Below are 17,810 nucleotides of genomic sequence, written 5' to 3'. Positions count from 1 at the left end.
CGGGGAGAGGATTGAGGTGAGGGGCTACACAGAACTCACATTGCTCGCGCAGCGCTGCCCCTCATCCTCACCTTCTCCCCGTAAGAACGGGGCGAAGGGGTGGCCAGCGTCGCATTTCTTGGCCAGAATTAGCAGTCTATGAGCGAGATGCCTTGTGCTTCACTCCCGCACGCCACCGCAGCTCAAAATCAGCCGCCTTAGCGCTCGCGGGAAGGTGAACCAGGATGCCGCCCTCCTCCGTGGTTGCGACCGCCTCGCCGTCGAGGCTCGCCCGGGGCTTCATGCCGGCATGGAGATGCGGGAAGCGCAGGAAGCATGCCCGCTCGAGCGGCGGCAGCCGCAATGACAGCATGCCGTCCATCATCGAAAGCTGGGAGATCCGGCCGGCGACATCGGTGTCCAGCACAGTGCGCTCGCCCTGGATCAGACTCAGGCGGCCCTGTGAAATGGCGAGGCGGACTGGCCCCAGTGGGCTTGCGAAGGGTCCCAACTCGCCCTCCCCGCCCGGATTGGCGATTTCCCAGCCATGCCAGGGCGTGACATCGGTCGCGGCGGCAATACCGAGCTTCGCCATCAACGCCCCCCAGCTGTAGAAGCGCTCGGTGTCGGGCTGGTCGAGCGGTTCGCCCGTCTCGGCATTGTAGTTTTCCGGGCAGATGCGGCGGCTTTCCCAGGCGGAACGAAACAGCGCAAAGCTATGCTGGGCCAAGACCGAAGCCCTCTCGTCCAGCCCGTAGCGGTGCAGCCCCTGATAGACGAGGTAGTTGAAGGGCGGCCAGATCCGGCCGCGCCAATAGGAATTGTCGCCGAAGGCGGGATCCGCACGGCTGACGCCGGGAATGACCGGATCGCCGCCGAAGGTCGAGGGATCGTCGAGATGCTCGCAGAGCCGGTCGGCCTGCCCAAGCGTCGCGGCACCAGCCAGCAGCGGATAGAAACTCGTCGGTGCCAGGCTCTTCACGAAGCCGCCGCCGCGCCGGCGATTGGCGAAGATGCCGCGATCGCCGTCCCATAAAGTCTCGCGAATGAGGTCTTTCGTGGCCTCGGAACGAACGGCATGGGCGGCCGCCTCCTCCTCGAGCCCCAGCTCCGCTGCCATCAAGGCGAGCATCTCGGCATCAAGGGCCAGCAGGCTGTTGAGGCCGACATCCCAGAGATCGAGCGTGCGCGTCGCCTTGTCGTAGCGGGCCTCGTCGTGGACCGGCGAATTGTCCATCGCCGATTCATTGCGCGCCCCGAAATGAGTGCCCTTGTAGAGCCCCTCGCCCACATCCGAGGTGCCGAAGGAGGCAAGCCCCGTCCCGCCCGGATCGCGTTCGCGCCACCACCAGGCATGGTTGCGCGCCAGCGTGGCATAGGCGCCCTCGATGAGGTCGCGGGCGCGATGGCGCAGATAGAGCTGCCAGACCACGAAGCCACCGATGGGGCTCTGGCTGCGATCGACCCAGGCATCGCTGGCCGTCAGCAGGCAGGGCAGGTTGCCCTGCGGCGTCGCGCCCGAAAACACGGCGGCGAGATTGTCGCGCGCGAGGCCGGCATCGAGCTCGCCGGCCATCAGGGCGGCATAGAACTGGTCATTCAGCCAGACGCCGAAGCCGCCGAACTTCCCGAGGTCCCAATTGCGGCTGATGGCGGTGTAGGGGCGCTGGTTGATGGCGTCCCATACCGTGTTCCAGGCGACGACGTCGCGCAGCGCCGCCAAAGCGGCGGCGGGCTCGCCAACCGGTTGAGGCGGCACTATTTCGGGCTGCGCCAGCAGGGCCCGTGCCTGGGCGATCGCGAGATCCTGCCTGTCGGCCATCGCGAGCGTGAAGCGATTGTCGCGCATCATTTCCAGGTTGAAGCGCAGCACGAGGACGGGCGCTGCCCCGGCCCGGGAGCGGGTATGGAAATAGCCGTGCGTTTCGTAGTCCTGCACCGCATCGGCGAGACTAGCATGTCCAGTCACCTGGACAGGCGGCTCCTCGCTGACGAGCGCCGCGAAGCGATGCCCGACACGGATGACGGCAGCGCCCTGCGTTTCGTCGAAACGAACTTCCTCACCGCTGTCCGACGACAGGCAGAGATTGATCCAGAAGCGCAAACCCCATTCGCCGGCCTTGGCCGTCTGCCAGCTGCCGGTGAGGCTGAATGGATCGGGCTTGGCGTAACGCCAGTCGAGAGTCGTTCCGGCGTGGGAGAGTTGGAGCTCCACCAGCGAGGCATCGAGGGCGTGCCGCCCCAGCGTGACGGCATCGCCCGGTTCGAACAGGCAGGCCTTGCCCGTGCTGGCTGCGAAGGCAAGCGGCGTGAGCCGAAGGCCGAGCGGCAGGAACACCATCTCCGCCGGCCGCGACGACCAGCTGTTCCAGGCGCGTTCGAGCGGAATATTGACGCTAACCGGCATTATCAGGCCTGCAACAGAACGGTGTTGGCCGGCGACCAGGCCAGCGTGATGGCCTGCCCGGGCGATACCGCCGAGACCTCCCGGTTCTGCGACAGGACCTTGATGTCACTGCCATCAGGCCCTTCGGCGATGAAGGTCGAGACCGCACCGGCATAGATGATCTCGCGTATCCGCGTGGCGAAGACATTATCGCTGCCGGGGCTTTCTCCCGGCGCCAGAAGCCGCATCTTCTCGGGCCGCACCGCCGCCGTGACCTTGCTGCCGGAGCCCGGCAGCCCATCGCTCGTATGGATGACGCCGCCGTCGATCGCGATGCCGTCGCCGGCAACCGTGCCCTCGAAGAAATTGGCGTCTCCCAGGAAGGAGGCAGCAAAACGGGTGCGCGGGCGCTCATAGATATCGAGCGGCGCGCCCTCCTGCACGATGCGCCCGCCATCGAGGATGGCCACCGTGTCGGACAGGGTCAGCGCCTCCTCCTGGTCATGGGTGACGAAAATGGTGGTGAGCCCGCTCTCGCGCTGGATGCGGCGCAGTTCGATCTGCATGTCCTGGCGCAGGCGCCGGTCGAGTGCAGACAGGGGTTCGTCCAGGAGCAGAACCCTCGGCTTGGTCACGATGGCACGCGCCAATGCCACGCGCTGCTGCTGCCCGCCGGAAAGCTGCTTGGGCTTGCGCTGCTCGAAGCCGGTGAGATGCACCATCTCCAGCACCCGGGCCACCTCCTTGCGCGCGGCCTCGCCCCGGATGCCCTGGCGATTGAGCCCGAAGATGACATTGTCGAAAACGCTCATATGCGGGAACAGCGCATAGGATTGGAACACCATGCCGACCTTGCGCTGCCACAGGGCCACCCCCGTGACGTCGTCGCCGCCGAACAGGATGCGCCCCTCATCCGGATCGACGAAGCCGCCGATGATGCGCAGCAGCGTGGTCTTGCCGGAGCCCGAGGGGCCGAGCAGGCTGGTGAACTCGCCCGCCTTGAAGGCGGTGCTCACCTTGTCGAGCACCCGCAAGGATCCGTAGCCCTTGCTGATCGAAGCGACTTCAACGCCGATCACGACTGCCTCCCAGATTAGACAATTGGGCGAAGATCAGCACGAGAACGGCCGAGACGCCGAGGAAGATGGCGGAGATCGCATTGATCTCCGGCGTGAAGCCCTTGCGGATCGAGGTGTAGATCTCGACCGGCAGGGTGGAGACGCCCGGCGTCGCCAGAAAGTAGGAGACCACGAACTGGTCGAGCGAAACCGCGAAGGCGAACAGCAGGGCTGCGATGATGCTCGGTGCCAGCAAGGGCAGCGTCACCGCAAAGAAGGCATGGATTGGCGTCGAGCCCAGGCTCATCGCCGCCTCCTCGAGATCGGCCCGCAATGTCTGCATGCCGGTGCCGACGATCAGCACGACATAGGGGATGCCCAAAGCGACATGGCCGATCAGCATGGCATGCAGGCCGCGCCCGATGCCCGTCCAGAAGAAGAACACCAGCATGGCGGTGCCGGTGATCAGCCAGGGAATGGCGATCGGCGGCAGCAGCAGCACCTTGAGCAGCGACTGCCCCCGGAAGGTGCGGCGGTTGAGGGCAAGCGAGGCCAGGGTACCGACAGCCGTCGCGATGACCGAAGTCGCCAACGCGATCATCAGGCTGTTGTAGGTGGCCGAGAGCAGCGGCCCGTTCTCGGCGAGGACGCCGAACCAGTGGAAGGTCGGCTCGATCGGCAGGGTGTAGAGGGGTGAGGCGTTGAAGGCCATCGCCACCATCACCGCGATGGGCAGATAGAGGAAGACCAGGGTGGCGGCGAGGAAGGTGCGCCCGAGTGCAATCATGGCGCCCTCCTACGGCGTCGCGGCGCGGCCGGACAGCACGCGCGAGGAGACGGCGAAGATCGCGAGCACCACCGCCAGCATGGTGAAGGACAGGGCCGCGCCCAGCGGCCAGTTGAAAGCCGCGGTGAACTGGTCCTCGATCACGGTGCCCATGGTGACGCCGATGCGTCCGCCCAGGATACGGGGCTCCATGAAGCTGCCGATCACCGGCACGAAGATCAGGATCGATCCGGAAATCAGGCCGGGCATGCAGAGCGGCAGCAGGATCTTCCAGAACACCACCGGCGTGCGGGCACCGAGACTGCGGGCCGCCTCGATGGTCGAATCCTCGATCGCCGTGGCGGAGAGGTAGCAGGTCAGGATCATATAGGGCAGGTAGGCATGGACCAGGCCGATGATGATGGCCGGGAAGCTGTAGAGCAGCGACACCGACGGCGCGGCCGGCACGAGCCAGTGCAGGGCATAATCGAGAATGCCGCCTTCCCTCAGCACCATGGTCCAGGAGAACACGCGCACGAGGCCGTTGGTCCAGAAGGGCAGGATGATCAGGAGGAACAGGATGTGCCTGGAGCGCCCGGCGGTCGCACGCGCCAGGGCGATCGCGGCGGGAAGGCCGATCAGCGCGCACAGGCCCGTGGTCCACAGCCCGATCTGGATCGAGGTCCAGGCGACGTTGAACAGATAGGGCCGCTTGATGAAGGCGAGGTAGTTGTCGACGGTGTAGACCAGTGCCCGCCCCGGAACCGGCGAGCTCTTCAGGAAGCTGAAGAACAGCATGGCGCAAAGCGGCAGGAAGACGGCCAGCAGCAGCCAGCCATAGGCCGGCGTCAACAGGGCCGCCGTGGTCCAGCCCTGCCCCAGGCGCCTGCGGGGGCCTGCCTTGCCGCCATCGGCTTTCGACACGATCTCCACCTGTGCTTCCCCTTTCGGTCATCCCCGGCCCGGCGCAGCACGCAGTGCCGCGCCACAGATTCGGGATCGCAAGCAGAACGATGTTTGTTTCAGCACGACCTTTGTCATTGCCGGGCTTGACCCGGCAATCCAGTCTACCCTCCCACGCCGGAAGGGCCGGAGATCTGGATGCCCGGGTCAAGCCCGGGCATGACAACGGTCAGCGCCATCGGCCCTATTTGGCGTAGAAGGCCTTCACTTCTTCCCACAGGTCGTTGAAGGCCTGGCGGCGATCATCCGGCAGGGCCGCCATGAAGGTGAGCTTCGGCAGGTAGTCAGCTTTGTGGATCTGCCGGTTGAGATCATCGGCCGGCAGCTTGTTCATGGCTCCCTCATTGGCGGAAGCCGGTGCGCCCGCTTCCTTCGCCCAGGTCAGGTAGAAGGTGGGATCGATCATGTAGTTGAGGAATTTGAGCGCATCCTCTTTCTTGGTGCTCGACGTCGGCACCGCCAGGCTGTCGAGCCAGCCGATCGCACCTTCCTTGGGCACGATGAATTCCACCGGCAATTTGTGCTGGCGGATGGAGCGCACCGCCGCGCCGGACCAGTAGACGGAGATGTCGAAGGAATTGGCGGCGAAGGCCTTGTTCCATTCGTCCTCGCTGGACCACATCAGCTTGACGTTCGGCTTCATCGCCTTGAGCACCTCAGTGATCTTGGCGAGGTCCTTGGGATCGTTGGCATCCTGGCCGGTCAGCAGGGCGCCGATGCCGACCGAGGTGACCGCATCGTCGAACAAGGCCAGCTTGCCGGCATATTTGGGGTCGGAGAAGATCGTCCAGCTGTCGGCGCTGATGCCCTGGCGCACAGCGAGGGAATTCATGCCCCAGAGCCAGGCCAGACCATAGGTCTTGCCGTCGGCCTTGAGATTGGCGTGATCCTTCAGCGCCGGCGCCAGGTCCTTGGCATTGGCGATGGTGGCGAGATCGACCGGGTCGATCAGGCCCTCGGCCTGGGCCTGCTGGGTGCGGGCGCTGTTGATCAGCACCACGTCATAGGCACCCGGATTGGTGCGCAGCTTGGTCAGCATCTCCGGTTCGGAGTTGAAATAGTCATGCTTGACCGTGATGCCGGTCTGCTCGGCGAAAGCCTTGAGCGCGAAGGCCTCGTCGGTGCCGTAGCCCTTCCAGTTGAGCACGGTGATTTCCTTGGCCTGGGCGGAACCCGGGCGCGCCCACAAGCCGGCGACGGCCGCGGCTCCCAGGGCGGTAAAATGGCGGCGCGTGATCCGATATGTCATCTTTCCAATTCCCTTCGTCGATGGCGACATGCTGCTCTCGATTTTCTTATCATTGGTTGGGCGTTCGTGCCTGCGGGGGCATCCACCCTATCTTGTTGTTGTCCTCTCGGTCTCCTGTTCGGCCAGGAAGGCGTTCAGTTCGTCCGTATGGGGCGCGGTTGCCGGCCCCTTGCGGGTGACGGCAAGGGCAGCGGCGGCATTGGCGCGCTTCGCGGCCTCGGCTGCGGGATAGCCGGCCGCGAGCGCGGCGAGGAACACGCCGGTATGGGCGTCTCCCGCTCCGGTGGCGTCGACCATGCGTACGGACGGTGCCGGAACCTGCAGGCCGGTCTCCCCGATGTCGCCGCCGAGCAGGAAACACCCGGCGGGGCCATCCCTCAGGATCACCAACGCGCCCGGCGACAGGCGATCGCGCACCCGCCTCGCCGCCTCCGTCCTATCGTCGCTTCCGGTGAGCAGACCGGCCTCGCGCCGGTTCAGGGTCAAGATATCGGCCCGTGCCAGCACCGCGGCGATGATGTCGGCTGGAATATCGGCGACCAGGGGACCGGGATCGATCATCACGGTGACGCTCACCGGCAAGCCGCCGATCCAATCGGCGATCACGGGGCCGAGCTGCGGGTAGCAGAGATCATAGCCCGAAGCGAACAGGGCGTCGGCTGGACCCAGTTGCAGGGCGGAGAGCGGTTCTTGCCCCGGCCTCGCCTCGACGCCGGGGCTGGTGACGAAGGTGCGCTCGCCGTCAGGCTCGACCATCACGATGCAAAAGCCGCTGTCGCCGTCCATGCTTGCCGGCATCAGCGCTTCGATGCCTTCGGCCGTCAGTTCGGCACGGATACGCTCGCCATAGGGCCCCTTGCCGTGCTGGCCGGCAAAGGCGGCCTTGAGGCCGTTGCGGGCAGCCGCCGTGAGGATGTTGAAGCCGCCTCCCGCACTGATCGTCGCCTCGGACCCCAGCACGTCACCACCGCGTTGCGGCAAGCGGGGCACGTCGAGGCGGACATCGGCCAGGATGCTGCCCACGGACAGGAGACGAGTGAGAGGCGGCCTGGTGCTCATGCCGTCGCGGGCCCTTTCCCAGTGGGCGGCAGGATCGATGCCCTGCCTCGCAGCGCCAGCAGGCGATCCGCCAGGCCGACAAGATCGAGATCCGGATTGGCGGCTTCCAGGGCAGAGATCACCGGGGCCGGAAAGCCTTCGACGCCGTGGCAGGCGCCGGCGACTGCGCCGGCGATGGCGGCGACGGTATCGCAATCGCCACCCAGGCTCGCCGAAAGGCGGCAGATGCGCCAAGGATCTTCGGGCGCCAGCGAGATGATGGCCATCGCCGCGGGCACGGCCTCCTGCGTGGCGACGCCGGTTCCGACGATGTCATAGATGAGTTCGAGGGCCTCGGCTTCGCCTTTGCCCCGCACCAGCTCGATCGCCCAGCGGATCCGCGCGGCGATATCGCCGCCGGCGAAATAGAAGCCGCGTTTCGCCCCATGCCGTGCACCTTCCACGGCGGCCTGCAGCGCCTCGTCGATGCTTGCGCCGTCGACAGCCGCGCTGACGGCGGCGGCAACGGCCGAGGCGCCGGCAAGGCCGATCGTGGTGTTGTGGGTGACATGGCCGGATTGGAAGACCGCATCGACCAGCGCCTCGACGGGACGCGCGGGGAAGACGATGCCGACCGGGGCAACGCGCATGGCCGCACCATTGGTCGCGCCGGTGCGCCCGGTCTCATCCGTCGGCATGCCTTCGGCGATCAGTGTCAGCGCCTTGCGGGTGGAGGGGCCGAGGAGATCGGCAGAGCCCGCCGCGATCATGCGGGTTTCCCAGGCCAGAAGTTCGTCGGCGAAACGCCTGGGATCGACATAGCCTTTACCCTCGACCAGGAGTTCGCCGAGGATGACGGCCTGGTCGGTATCGTCGGTCACCCGACCCGCCGGCATGCCGCGGCTGATCGGGTTGTCGTCGGGCGCCGGTTCGAAGCGCTCGAGGATGCCGTAGCGTGCCGAGACGACGGAGCGCGGCATATATTGCGTGGGCATACCCAGGGCATCGCCGATCGCCAGGCCGACCAGCGCCCCCCGAGCACGGCTTTGAGCGGAAACAGCCATGGTTGCCCTTTCGAGAAAGCGCCGAAAATTCATTTGTGTACAAACGATCTTCCCGTGCAATTCGCCCCCTGTCAAGAGGCATCCCGCCGGGTAGTCGGATACTGCTTTCTCGACACCGATTCCGGATCGGCGTCAAAGGAAAAGCCGGGATTTCTCCCGGCCTTCTGCTTGTTTGAACACTGGGCGACAATCCGATTCGGGAAAGACGCCTACAGCGTTGATGCGGTTCACATAAGTGCCTTCGAGATTGCACAACCTTTGTCATTGCCGGGCTTGACCCGGCAATCCAGCTTCCTGGTCGGCAACACGCGGCTCCTGGATAGCCGGGTCAAGCCCGGCTATGACAAAATAGGGCGTTTTCTCCCCCACGTGAACTGCTTTGGCTTACAGCCTTGATCCTTCGTCAGAAATCGAACTTGTCGATGTTCTCTTTCGTGAAGACGAAGGGCGAGCCAAGCAGCACTTCCGAGCCGTTGATCACATTGAGCTCGCCGAGCTTGCCGGCCTTGACTTTGGTGTCGCCGGGCTTGAGCGAACCATCGGCCGTGGCGCGCAGGACCTGCATGGCGGCATAGCCGAGATCGACGGGGTTCCACAGCACCACGGATTTCACGCAATCCTTGGCGACATAGGGCTTCATGGCATTGGGCGTGGCCAGCCCGATCACCGCCACTTTGCCGCACTGGCCGGCCTGGGTCACCGCCTCGGCCGAAGCGGGCGTGGCGACGCTGGTCATGCCGAAGATGCCCTTGAGATCGGAGCCATATTTGTTGATCAGCGTGGTCGCCTGCGAGAAGGACAGCGCATTGTCTTCCTGCGCTTCCACCGTCTCCAGGAGCTTCAGCTTGGGATGGCACTTGGCGGCATAGGCTGCCATCTCGGCGATCCAGCGGGCCTGGTTGGGCGTGGTGAAGGTCGAGGTGACGATGGCAACGCCCGCGTCCTCGCCGCTCTCCTTGACCATGTTGTCGACCATGGCCTTGGCGATGCCGTTGAACTCGGCCTGGTTGACGAACCACTGCCGGGAATCCGGGGTGGAATTGGCGTCATAGCCGACGACGTTGATGCCCTTGGACAGCGCCTTCTTCAGCACGGGCGCGATCGCGACCGGGTCGTTGGCGGCATAGAGAATGCCGTCGACGCCGGAGGTGATGTAGTTGTCGATGAAGGTGATCTGCTCGTCGATATTGGCCTTGGTCGGGCCGTCGGTCTTGGCATCGACATTGCCGAGTTCCTTGGCCGCATCGGCGATGCCCTTGGAGGTGGCGTTGAAATAGCCGATGCCGATGAGCTTGGGCACGTCGACCACCTTGATCGGCTTGCCCTTGCGGTCGGGTGCGCCGGTGACGGCACCGCCGTCATAGGGCTTGCTCGTCGCGCTGGCCGGCGTGGCATCGCAGGCGAGCGGATTGGTGGGCAGGTCGTCGCCGCCGGTCCAGGCCGAGGCGGCATGCGCCAGGCCCACCAGGGACACGCTCAAAGCGAGAGCCAGGGATATACGGATCATGGTCTTCCTCCACAGTTCGCCGGTCTTGTACCGGCTGCCATTGCCGTCCTCGCCGCCGGAGAAACCGATTCCGGAACGAGAGCCAGATCGTTGAAATTGAACGCCTTACGCTAAAACATCCTCTTCGAGCGGGAGCACTGCCCCCGCCGAAAGATCTTCGTCATGCCGGCCGCTTGCGACCGGCGATGCGGCTCAGCAGGGGAACCAGGTTGCTGAGCAGCACGGTGAGGATCAGGGCCGTACCGATCAGGATGATGGTGCTGTCACCCTTGTAGCCCTGCAGCAGCAGGCCGTTCTTCAGCGCCTGCATCAGAGCAAGGCCGAGCACCGTGCCGATGATGGTGCCGCGCCCGCCGAAGATGCTGGTGCCCCCCAGCACCACCGCCGTGATGGCATCAAGCTCCCAGCCCGACCCCATGTCCGAGCGCGTGGTGGTGACGCGGGAGACGAAAATCACGCCGGCCAGCGAAGCACACAGGCCCGAGGCGCCGTAGATCAGGATCTTGGTGCGGTCGACCGCAAGGCCGGAAAAGCGCGCGGCAATCTCGTTGGAGCCGATCGCATAGGTAGCACGGCCAAACACGGTCAGGCCAAGCACGCAGGCCGCCACGATCGCCGCCAGCACGAGCAGCCAGACCTGCACCGGCACGTCGAGCACCTGCCCCTGCCCCAGCACCAGGAACCAGTCGGGATAGCCGCGCACGGACCGGGCCTGGCTGATGCCCTCCGCCAGGCCGCGATAGAGGGCGAGCGTGGCCAGGGTGGCAATCAGGGGCGGCACCTTGAAGCGGGTGATGATCAGCCCATTGACGACGCCGCACAACGTGCCGAGCGCCAGAGCCAGCACGATGGCGACCGGCAGCGGCAGGCCGAGATTCTGCCAGAGCACGCCGAGCACGATGGCGACCACGCCGACGATCGAGCCGACGGAGAGGTCGATGCCGCCGGTGACGATGACGAAGGTCATCGCCAAGGCAATCAGGCCGATCTCCGTCATCAGCCGGGCCTGGTTGAGGAGGTTGTCGACGGTGAGGAACCTGTCGGACGATTGCGCCAGGAAGACGAGCACGACCACCAGCAGTAAAGCCAGGATGGCCTCGTGGCGGAGCAGAAGGGAGCGCCAGTTCATCATGCCCTCCCCTCAAACCATGCGATGGCGGCGGACCATGTCCGCCAGCACCGTGACGAGGATGAGTACGCCGACGATCGCCTGCTTCCAGAACACCAGCACGTTGGAATAGGGCATGAAGGTCAAAGCCGAGGTGATGGTGGCGAACAGCATCGCCGCCAGGGTCGAGCCGATCACCGTGCCGGTGCCGCCGAGGATGGAGACGCCGCCGATCACGGCGGCGGTGATGACGGTGAGCTCGAGACCGGGCGGCACGGTCGACTGGATCACCTGCAGCTGCGTGGCGAAGAGCAGTGCCGCCAGACCCGCGAAGAAGCCGTGAATGGCGAAGACGGCAACCGTCACGGGCTTGGCCGGAATGCCGGCTGCGCGGGCAGCCTCCGGATTGCCGCCGACCGCATAGATCGAACGCCCGAAGGCCGAATAGCGCATCCAGAAGGCGACGGCCGCCGTCAGCACCACCATGATGACGATGGGCGAGCGCACGCCGAACCAGCTCATCTGCGCGATCAGGAAGTCGGGCGGCAGATTGTTGATCCAGTTGCCGCTGGTCGCCAGGATCAGCCCGCCCTTGAGGATCGAGAGCATGCCGAGCGTGACCACGATGGAAGGGATGCTGGCATAGGCGACCAGCAGGCCGACAAAGGCATTGATGGCGATGCCCACCAGCACCGGCACCAGCCAGGCGATCCAGACGGGATAGCCCTTGGTCGCCAGCGTGCCGGCGATGGTGGCGAGCACGCCGATCAACGAGCCGATGGAAACGTCGATATGGCCGGATATGATCACCATCGCCATGCCGATGGCGGCCACGGCGATATAGGCATTGCCGGCGAAGATGGCGTTCAGGTTGCTGGCGCCAAGAAAGCGCGGATTGTAGAGGCCGATGGCTGCGATCAGCACGACGAGCGTGCCGAGCACCACCATCTCCTGTCCGAGCCCGCCAAAGAGGCGCGCCAGGGGGCTACGCGAGGGCACGAGGGCGGAAGAGGATGCAGTTTCGCCCATCAGGCGGCTCCCTGCAGGGGTTGGGCATTGGTCATGGCGGCGCCGACGGCATCGGGCGTCGCCCGGGCACGGTCGAATTCGGCAACGATGCGCCCGCCATTGATGACGAGGACGCGATCGCTCATGCCGAGCACCTCCGGCAGTTCGCTCGATATCATCAGGATGGCGACGCCCTGCTGCACCAGCCGCCCCATCAGCGCATAGATCTCGGCCTTGGCGCCGACATCGATGCCACGGGTCGGCTCGTCCATGATCAGGATACGCGGATTGGCCTCCAGCCACTTGGCCAGCACGACCTTCTGCTGGTTGCCGCCGGAGAGCTGGCCGACGACCTGCTCGGGGCCGCGGGTGCGGATGCCCAGGCGCTTGATCGCCTCCACCGAGCGGCGGATTTCATCGCCGAAGCGGATGGCGAAACCGTTCGACATCTTGTCGAGTACCGCCATCGAGACGTTCTCCCGGATGGTCATCGGCCGCACCAGGCCCTGGGAGCCGCGATCCTCGGGCACATAGGCGATACCAAGGTCGCGCGCCTTGCGCGGGCCGTCGATCACCACCTTGCTACCATCGACCAGAATCTCGCCGGTGCCGGCCGGTGTGATGCCGAAGATGGTCAGCGCCAGTTCCGTGCGCCCTGAGCCGATCAGGCCGGCGAGGCCCAGGATCTCGCCGGCCCTGAGGCTCAGCGAGACGTTCTTCACCTTGCGGCCGTAGCTGACGTCGCGCAGTTCGAGCGCGACCTCGCCGAGCGTTGCCTCCACCTTCGGGAAGAGCTGCTCGATCGAGCGGCCGACCATCATCGAGACGAGCGAGGCCTCGGTCACCTCGGAAATGTCGCGCGTGCCGATATAGCTGCCGTCGCGCAGCACCGTGACCCTATCCGCCAGCTCGAAGATCTCGGGCATGCGGTGGGAGACGTAGATGATGGCGACACCGCGCTCGCGCAGCTTCTTGACCACGCTCATCAGGCGGCGCACATCCGCCTCGACCAAAGCGGCCGTCGGCTCATCCATGATCAGCAGGCGGGCATCCTGCGACAGCGCCTTGGCGATCTCGACCCGCTGGCGATTGGCCACGGAGAGGGTGCCGACCTTGGCATCCACGTCGAGATCATGGCTGTCGAGGGAATCCAGGAGCTGCCGTGCCCTGAGGCGCATCGCGCTCCAATCGAGCCCGCCCCACTTTTGACGGGGGGCATTGCCCAGAAAAATGTTCTCCGCCACTGTCAGTTCCGGGAACAGCAGCAGTTCCTGATAGACGGTGGCGACACCATGGCGGCGCGCGTGGCGCGGAGAGGTGAAGCGGACAATCTCGCCGCCGACCGTCAGCGTGCCCGTATCCGGCTGGTGCACGCCGGCAATCACCTTGATCAGGGTCGACTTGCCGGCGCCGTTCTCGCCGAGCAGGGCATGGACCTCGCCCGGGCGCACGTCGAAATTGACGTCGCGCAGCACCTTCACCCCGGAAAAGGATTTGGAGATGTCGCGGAGGCTGACGACGGCTGTCATGGCGCCCTCCGAACGACGGCCGCCCTGGAGCGACCCAGGCGTGATCGAAAGGCTTGCCCGGTGGTGATCGCCATCCGGCCGACCCACGTCTCCCCCATGTCAGCGCCTTTCCTCACGCTTTTTTGTAAGACATATCGCCCAACTAGATCAAAAATCATCTTTCAGCAAGCGGGATACGGCATCATGTGCAATAATTAACTCATGCATGATCTAGAATCGTCACTCTCGCAATAGCCGGATTTCAGAGAGAGACTAGCATTATCCGTTATATTTCAATATTTAGAGGCACCTCGGCAACGGGGCGGCGCCGCCTGGCGTCGCCAACACATGCAAAGGCCTGAGCGCCAATTCGATTGATCTTAATCACAAAGACCAGGACGCGGTCACGTCAGACCGCATCGGGCGAGAGAGCAACGATCCGGATCGTGATGCCGGCATTCTCGAGCATCTTGGCATCCCTATCCGACAAGCCATCATCGGTGATAAGCACGCCCACCCGGGAAAGCGGCAAGGCGACGCTGCGCGCACGGATGGCAAATTTCCGGCTGTCCGCCAGCACGACGACCTGATCGGCATTGGCGCTGAGATCGATGATGGTGCGCACCAGCAGGGGGTGGGATTCCAATAGCCCATCCCGTCCGATGCCCTGGGCACCGAGAAAGAACTTCGATGCATAGAACGGCGGCGCCGGCGCTGTGGGATGGATGATGCCGGGCTCGCGGTGCAATTCGCCTCCCGCAACCGTCAGGCTGCAGCTGCCGCGGTCGCTGAGAAAGGCGATCAGGGGCATGGAATTGGTATAGAGGCGCACATTGCGATGCGCGAGCTTCGCGCCGAGATAGAAACAGGTGGAGCCACCATGGATGATGACGGAATCGCCATCGCGCACCAGCGTCGCCGCTTCCTCCGCGATCGCCTGCTTGGCTTCCACGGCGAGATCGCGATTTTCGTCATAGGGCTTGGCCGCATGACGACCGGGCGCGGCCGACCCGTCGAGCGCCGCGATGCCGCCATAGACCTTCTGGGCCTTGCCGGACTGGTCGAGCTTGTCGATATCCCGGCGGATGGTGGCAGCCGACACGCCCAATTGCCCCTGCAGGTCACGCACAGTGAGGAAGGGACGCTTGCCCAGAACCTCGATGATCCGGTTCTGACGGTTCAGTTCGCTCAAGGTTCGCTCCCATCGGACGTTTCGTGAGCAAACTAGATCATGGCGAGCGTCGCTTCAATCGATCTTCCTCATGCCTTCCTGCACCATCTCGGCGTGAACGAGGTAGCGCAGGGGGCCGCTGGTGACGGTGTTGAACGGCCAGCAGGTCGCCAGCACGAGATGGCGCCCGGGCGCGGCGGGGTCGATGCCGGAGTTGTCCCAGCGGCGTATGTCGTGGCCGGTGACACGATAGCGAGCCGTGATGCCTTCGCGGTTGGTGATCTTGATCTCGTCGCCAAGCCGCATTTCGCCGAGGAAGGCGAAATGGGTATCGCGATGGGCGGCATAGACGGCGGTGCCCTCCTCCCCGGCCGCCGGCGTACCGGCGACATGAGCCGGCCCGAACGCCAAGGCCTGTCCGCTTGCTCCCTCCAATGCCACCGCGCTCTTGCCGAGGCGAGGTACCTCGATGCGGGCGGCCGGATAGGTATCCAGCCAGGACCAGGGCTTGACGATGGTTCCGCTGGCCACCGACTGGTCGAAGGCCCTGTCGAGCAGGATCTGGGCCAGGAAGGCCTTGGCGTGGATCCACGCCCCCTGCCCGGCCAGGACCAAGCCGGCGCAGAACAACCCACCCACGACCAGCATCCGCAGCTTGGCTGGCAAGGAAGCTCCCGCCGCTGCGGGCGGGAGCCTTTCGAGTTTGAGCGCGATCATGCCACAGCCCTACGCCGGCGGGTGAGGAAGCCGAAGCCAAGGCCGCCGGCAAGCAGCAGGCCGCCGATGATCAGGCGCAGTTCGGCGTCGGTGGCGGTCTGCGGCAGGCTGATCGCGCGCGAGGCATCGATCGTCTGCACCTTCCTGCCATCGAGATCGAGCAGGGCCTGGCGCTGCTCGCGGTCTGCAACCGTCTCGCCCTTGATGCCGAACACCTTGTCGAAGTCCCAGCCGGCCGGCAGGTTGAGCGGCACGTCGGAACGGGACAGGCGCACGCCGCGGGGGCGGACCGGGGTCTTGTCCACCGCCACCAGGCTGGTGAGGCGGGTGACGAGATGATGATCGAGGGCGAGCGCCAGGATGCGCTTGTCGGCATCCTCGCGGCTGATCTGGCGCAGCGTCTGCGCCACTTCGGTGTCGTCGATCTTGCGGCGAGCCCACAGCTTGGAGATGCCGGCTCCCTCGGCGGCGCCGGCAACCGGCAGCGAGATGGACCAGCCCTTGCCGTCAATGAGGCCGCGCACCTCGACATTGCCCCCGAGTTGCTTGACCTTGGCCGCCAGCACCAGGGTCTCGCCATGATAGAGGTCGGGCAGGATGCGCGGCGTCACGTCAGCCGAACCGGCCGAGATGGCGACGTCGACATTGGTCATCGCCGGGCTTTCCAGTTTGTCGACCAGTTGCTTCATGCGCTCCTGCACCTGCTCGACCGAGCCGATCTGCATGAAGGCGCCGCCGCCGAGCTCAGCCGCGCGGGTCATCAGGTAGGAATTCGGCGCCGAGCCGATACCGACCATGAAGACCCGGGAGCGACCGCGATGCGAGGCGATGGCATCGAACAGTTCCTGCTCGTTGTCGATGCCGCCGTCGGTGATGAACACCACTTGGCGCAGGAAGCCCTTTTCGTCGGCATGGTCGTCCTTGAGGGCCTCCAGCATGGGGGCAACCATCATGGTGCCGCCATTGGCCTGGAGCCGCGAGACATAGTCCTGGGCCCGCGCAATGTTCTCGGGCGTGGCCTGCAGTGTGCCACCGAAGAGATTGGTGAAGGTGTCGTCGAAGCGGATGACGTTGAAGCGGTCCGATGGTGTCAGGCGGCCGAGAGCATAGGCAAGGCTTGCCCGGGCCTGCTCGATCGAGGTGCCGCCCATCGAGCCGGAATTGTCGATCACGAAGGTGACGTCACGCGGACGCTGGTCGGCTTGCGCGCTCCTGAGGCTGGGCGGCGTGACATAGGCAATCAGATAATCGTCACTGCCGACCTTTTCACGGAACAGGCCGACGCCCGGCGTCTGGCTGGGCTGGGCAGACCAGGTCAATTCGAAATCTCGGTCAGCCGGCACCGATCCCGAGGCCAGTTCGATATGGCGGGCCTGGGGGCCCTTGTCGGTGATCTTGATGGGATGAAAGGCACTCTTCACGTCGCCCAGCGCAAAGCCGGCGTCGAGATCGATGCGGATCTGCACGGGATTGACCGGCGCATTCTCGCGCGGATCGAGAACGGGCGCCTGCGGCACCTGGCTCGAGGCCGGAGCCGGCGTGACGGCGCCCCAGCCCGACTTGTCCTGGAAGGTCACGGTCTGAGCGGAGCCGGCGCCGATCTCGCTCGGCGAGAAGCGCGGCGCCACCACCAGCGGCACGCGGAGGGAGAAGGTGTTGTCGGCCTGACGCACCGGTTCCTGATATTCGATCTGGATCACCACCGTGTCCCCGGGGCCGATATTGGCGATCGAGTTCATGAACATGTTCGGCCGTTGCTGCTCGACCAGCGCCGCCTTCTTGCCTTCGGCCTTGGCGCGCTCATAGACGAGCTTGGCCTGCTGCTTTTCCTTGATGTCCGCCACGACGACGCGCTGGCCGATTACCATCTTCATGGTGTCGACTGCGGCACCGTCGGGCAGCGGGAAGACATAGATGCCCTCGACCCAGGATTTGCTCGGATTGTGGAACATCTGGGTCAGCGTGGCGCGGATTGTGGGGCCGCTGACGTTGAGCTGGACATCGGTGGCCGTCCTGACGGCCTCGACATAGCTGCCGGGATCGTCCGTGCGCATGAGCAGGGATCCCGCCTTGACATCGTCGACGGTGATGCGCGGAGCGGCATAGGCGCCCACCACGAAGATGAGGAAGGTTGCAAGGACCAGCACCACCATGAGGAAACGTTCGGCCAACGCAATCAGCGCGGCGCGAGCGATGCCGGAATGAGGGTGCCGTCGTCTGCCGGTTTGGCGGCCGGCAACCGCTTGGTTCATGTGCATGTCGTCCTCGGTTGAACGCTGTCTGGCCTC

14 protein-coding genes are annotated in these 17,810 nt (G+C 65.2%); all 14 read right to left on the bottom strand.

Annotated elements, in window-relative coordinates:
- Positions 1-136 precede the first annotated feature (136 nt).
- The 14 genes from QM672_RS12045 to QM672_RS11980 all read right to left on the bottom strand — a co-directional run bounded on the left by QM672_RS12045 (position 137) and on the right by QM672_RS11980 (position 17,774).
- Entirely contained in the window at positions 137-2,386 is a 2,250-nt protein-coding gene (locus QM672_RS12045) for an MGH1-like glycoside hydrolase domain-containing protein (RefSeq protein WP_415082811.1), read from the bottom strand.
- Between the two features lie 2 nt (positions 2,387-2,388).
- On the bottom strand, positions 2,389-3,444 hold the full coding sequence (locus tag QM672_RS12040) for an ABC transporter ATP-binding protein (RefSeq protein WP_415082809.1): 1,056 nt from the start codon (positions 3,442-3,444) through the stop codon (positions 2,389-2,391).
- Positions 3,431-4,210: an ABC transporter permease gene (locus QM672_RS12035; protein WP_415082807.1), complete on the bottom strand. Its 780-nt coding sequence runs from the start codon at positions 4,208-4,210 to the stop codon at positions 3,431-3,433. Before QM672_RS12035 ends, QM672_RS12040 begins: the two co-directional genes overlap by 14 nt.
- A 9-nt stretch (positions 4,211-4,219) precedes the next feature.
- Positions 4,220-4,987, bottom strand: coding sequence for an ABC transporter permease (locus QM672_RS12030; protein WP_415082848.1), 768 nt, complete (start codon positions 4,985-4,987; stop codon positions 4,220-4,222).
- Between the two features lie 349 nt (positions 4,988-5,336).
- Entirely contained in the window at positions 5,337-6,401 is a 1,065-nt protein-coding gene (locus QM672_RS12025) for an ABC transporter substrate-binding protein (RefSeq protein ID WP_311933233.1), read from the bottom strand.
- A gap of 87 nt (positions 6,402-6,488) precedes the next feature.
- Entirely contained in the window at positions 6,489-7,460 is a 972-nt protein-coding gene (locus QM672_RS12020) for a PfkB family carbohydrate kinase (RefSeq protein WP_415082805.1), read from the bottom strand.
- A complete protein-coding gene (locus tag QM672_RS12015; protein ID WP_367623952.1) occupies positions 7,457-8,503 on the bottom strand; it encodes an ADP-ribosylglycohydrolase family protein in 1,047 nt (348 codons plus the stop codon). Before QM672_RS12015 ends, QM672_RS12020 begins: the two co-directional genes overlap by 4 nt.
- Before the next feature lie 403 nt (positions 8,504-8,906).
- A complete protein-coding gene (locus QM672_RS12010; RefSeq protein WP_311933236.1) occupies positions 8,907-10,010 on the bottom strand; it encodes a substrate-binding domain-containing protein in 1,104 nt (367 codons plus the stop codon).
- A gap of 160 nt (positions 10,011-10,170) precedes the next feature.
- A complete protein-coding gene (locus QM672_RS12005; RefSeq protein ID WP_415082802.1) occupies positions 10,171-11,142 on the bottom strand; it encodes an ABC transporter permease in 972 nt (323 codons plus the stop codon).
- 9 nt (positions 11,143-11,151) lie between these two features.
- Entirely contained in the window at positions 11,152-12,147 is a 996-nt protein-coding gene (locus tag QM672_RS12000) for an ABC transporter permease (protein WP_415082800.1), read from the bottom strand.
- The gene (locus QM672_RS11995) at positions 12,147-13,655 is read right to left on the bottom strand and encodes a sugar ABC transporter ATP-binding protein (protein WP_415082798.1); all 1,509 of its coding nucleotides are present in this window, start codon (positions 13,653-13,655) and stop codon (positions 12,147-12,149) included. Before QM672_RS11995 ends, QM672_RS12000 begins: the two co-directional genes overlap by 1 nt.
- Before the next feature lie 388 nt (positions 13,656-14,043).
- Complete coding sequence (locus tag QM672_RS11990; protein ID WP_311933240.1) at positions 14,044-14,826, bottom strand: DeoR/GlpR family DNA-binding transcription regulator; 783 nt, start codon at positions 14,824-14,826, stop codon at positions 14,044-14,046.
- 54 nt (positions 14,827-14,880) lie between these two features.
- Positions 14,881-15,453, bottom strand: a complete 573-nt coding sequence (locus tag QM672_RS11985) for a class GN sortase (RefSeq protein ID WP_415082846.1) — start codon at positions 15,451-15,453, stop codon at positions 14,881-14,883.
- Between the two features lie 65 nt (positions 15,454-15,518).
- Positions 15,519-17,774 carry a marine proteobacterial sortase target protein gene (locus QM672_RS11980; protein ID WP_415082796.1) on the bottom strand — a complete coding sequence of 752 codons (2,256 nt, stop codon included), beginning with the start codon at positions 17,772-17,774 and terminating at the stop codon, positions 15,519-15,521.
- Between the last annotated feature and the right edge of the window lie 36 nt (positions 17,775-17,810).

Origin of the sequence: Labrys sp. (in: a-proteobacteria) (genome assembly GCF_047605565.1) — a bacterium.
GTDB classification, from domain to species: domain Bacteria; phylum Pseudomonadota; class Alphaproteobacteria; order Rhizobiales; family Labraceae; genus Labrys; species Labrys neptuniae.
The sequence above is the reverse complement of the archived record's forward strand: the minus strand, read 5'-3'. Positions and strand labels throughout refer to the sequence as shown.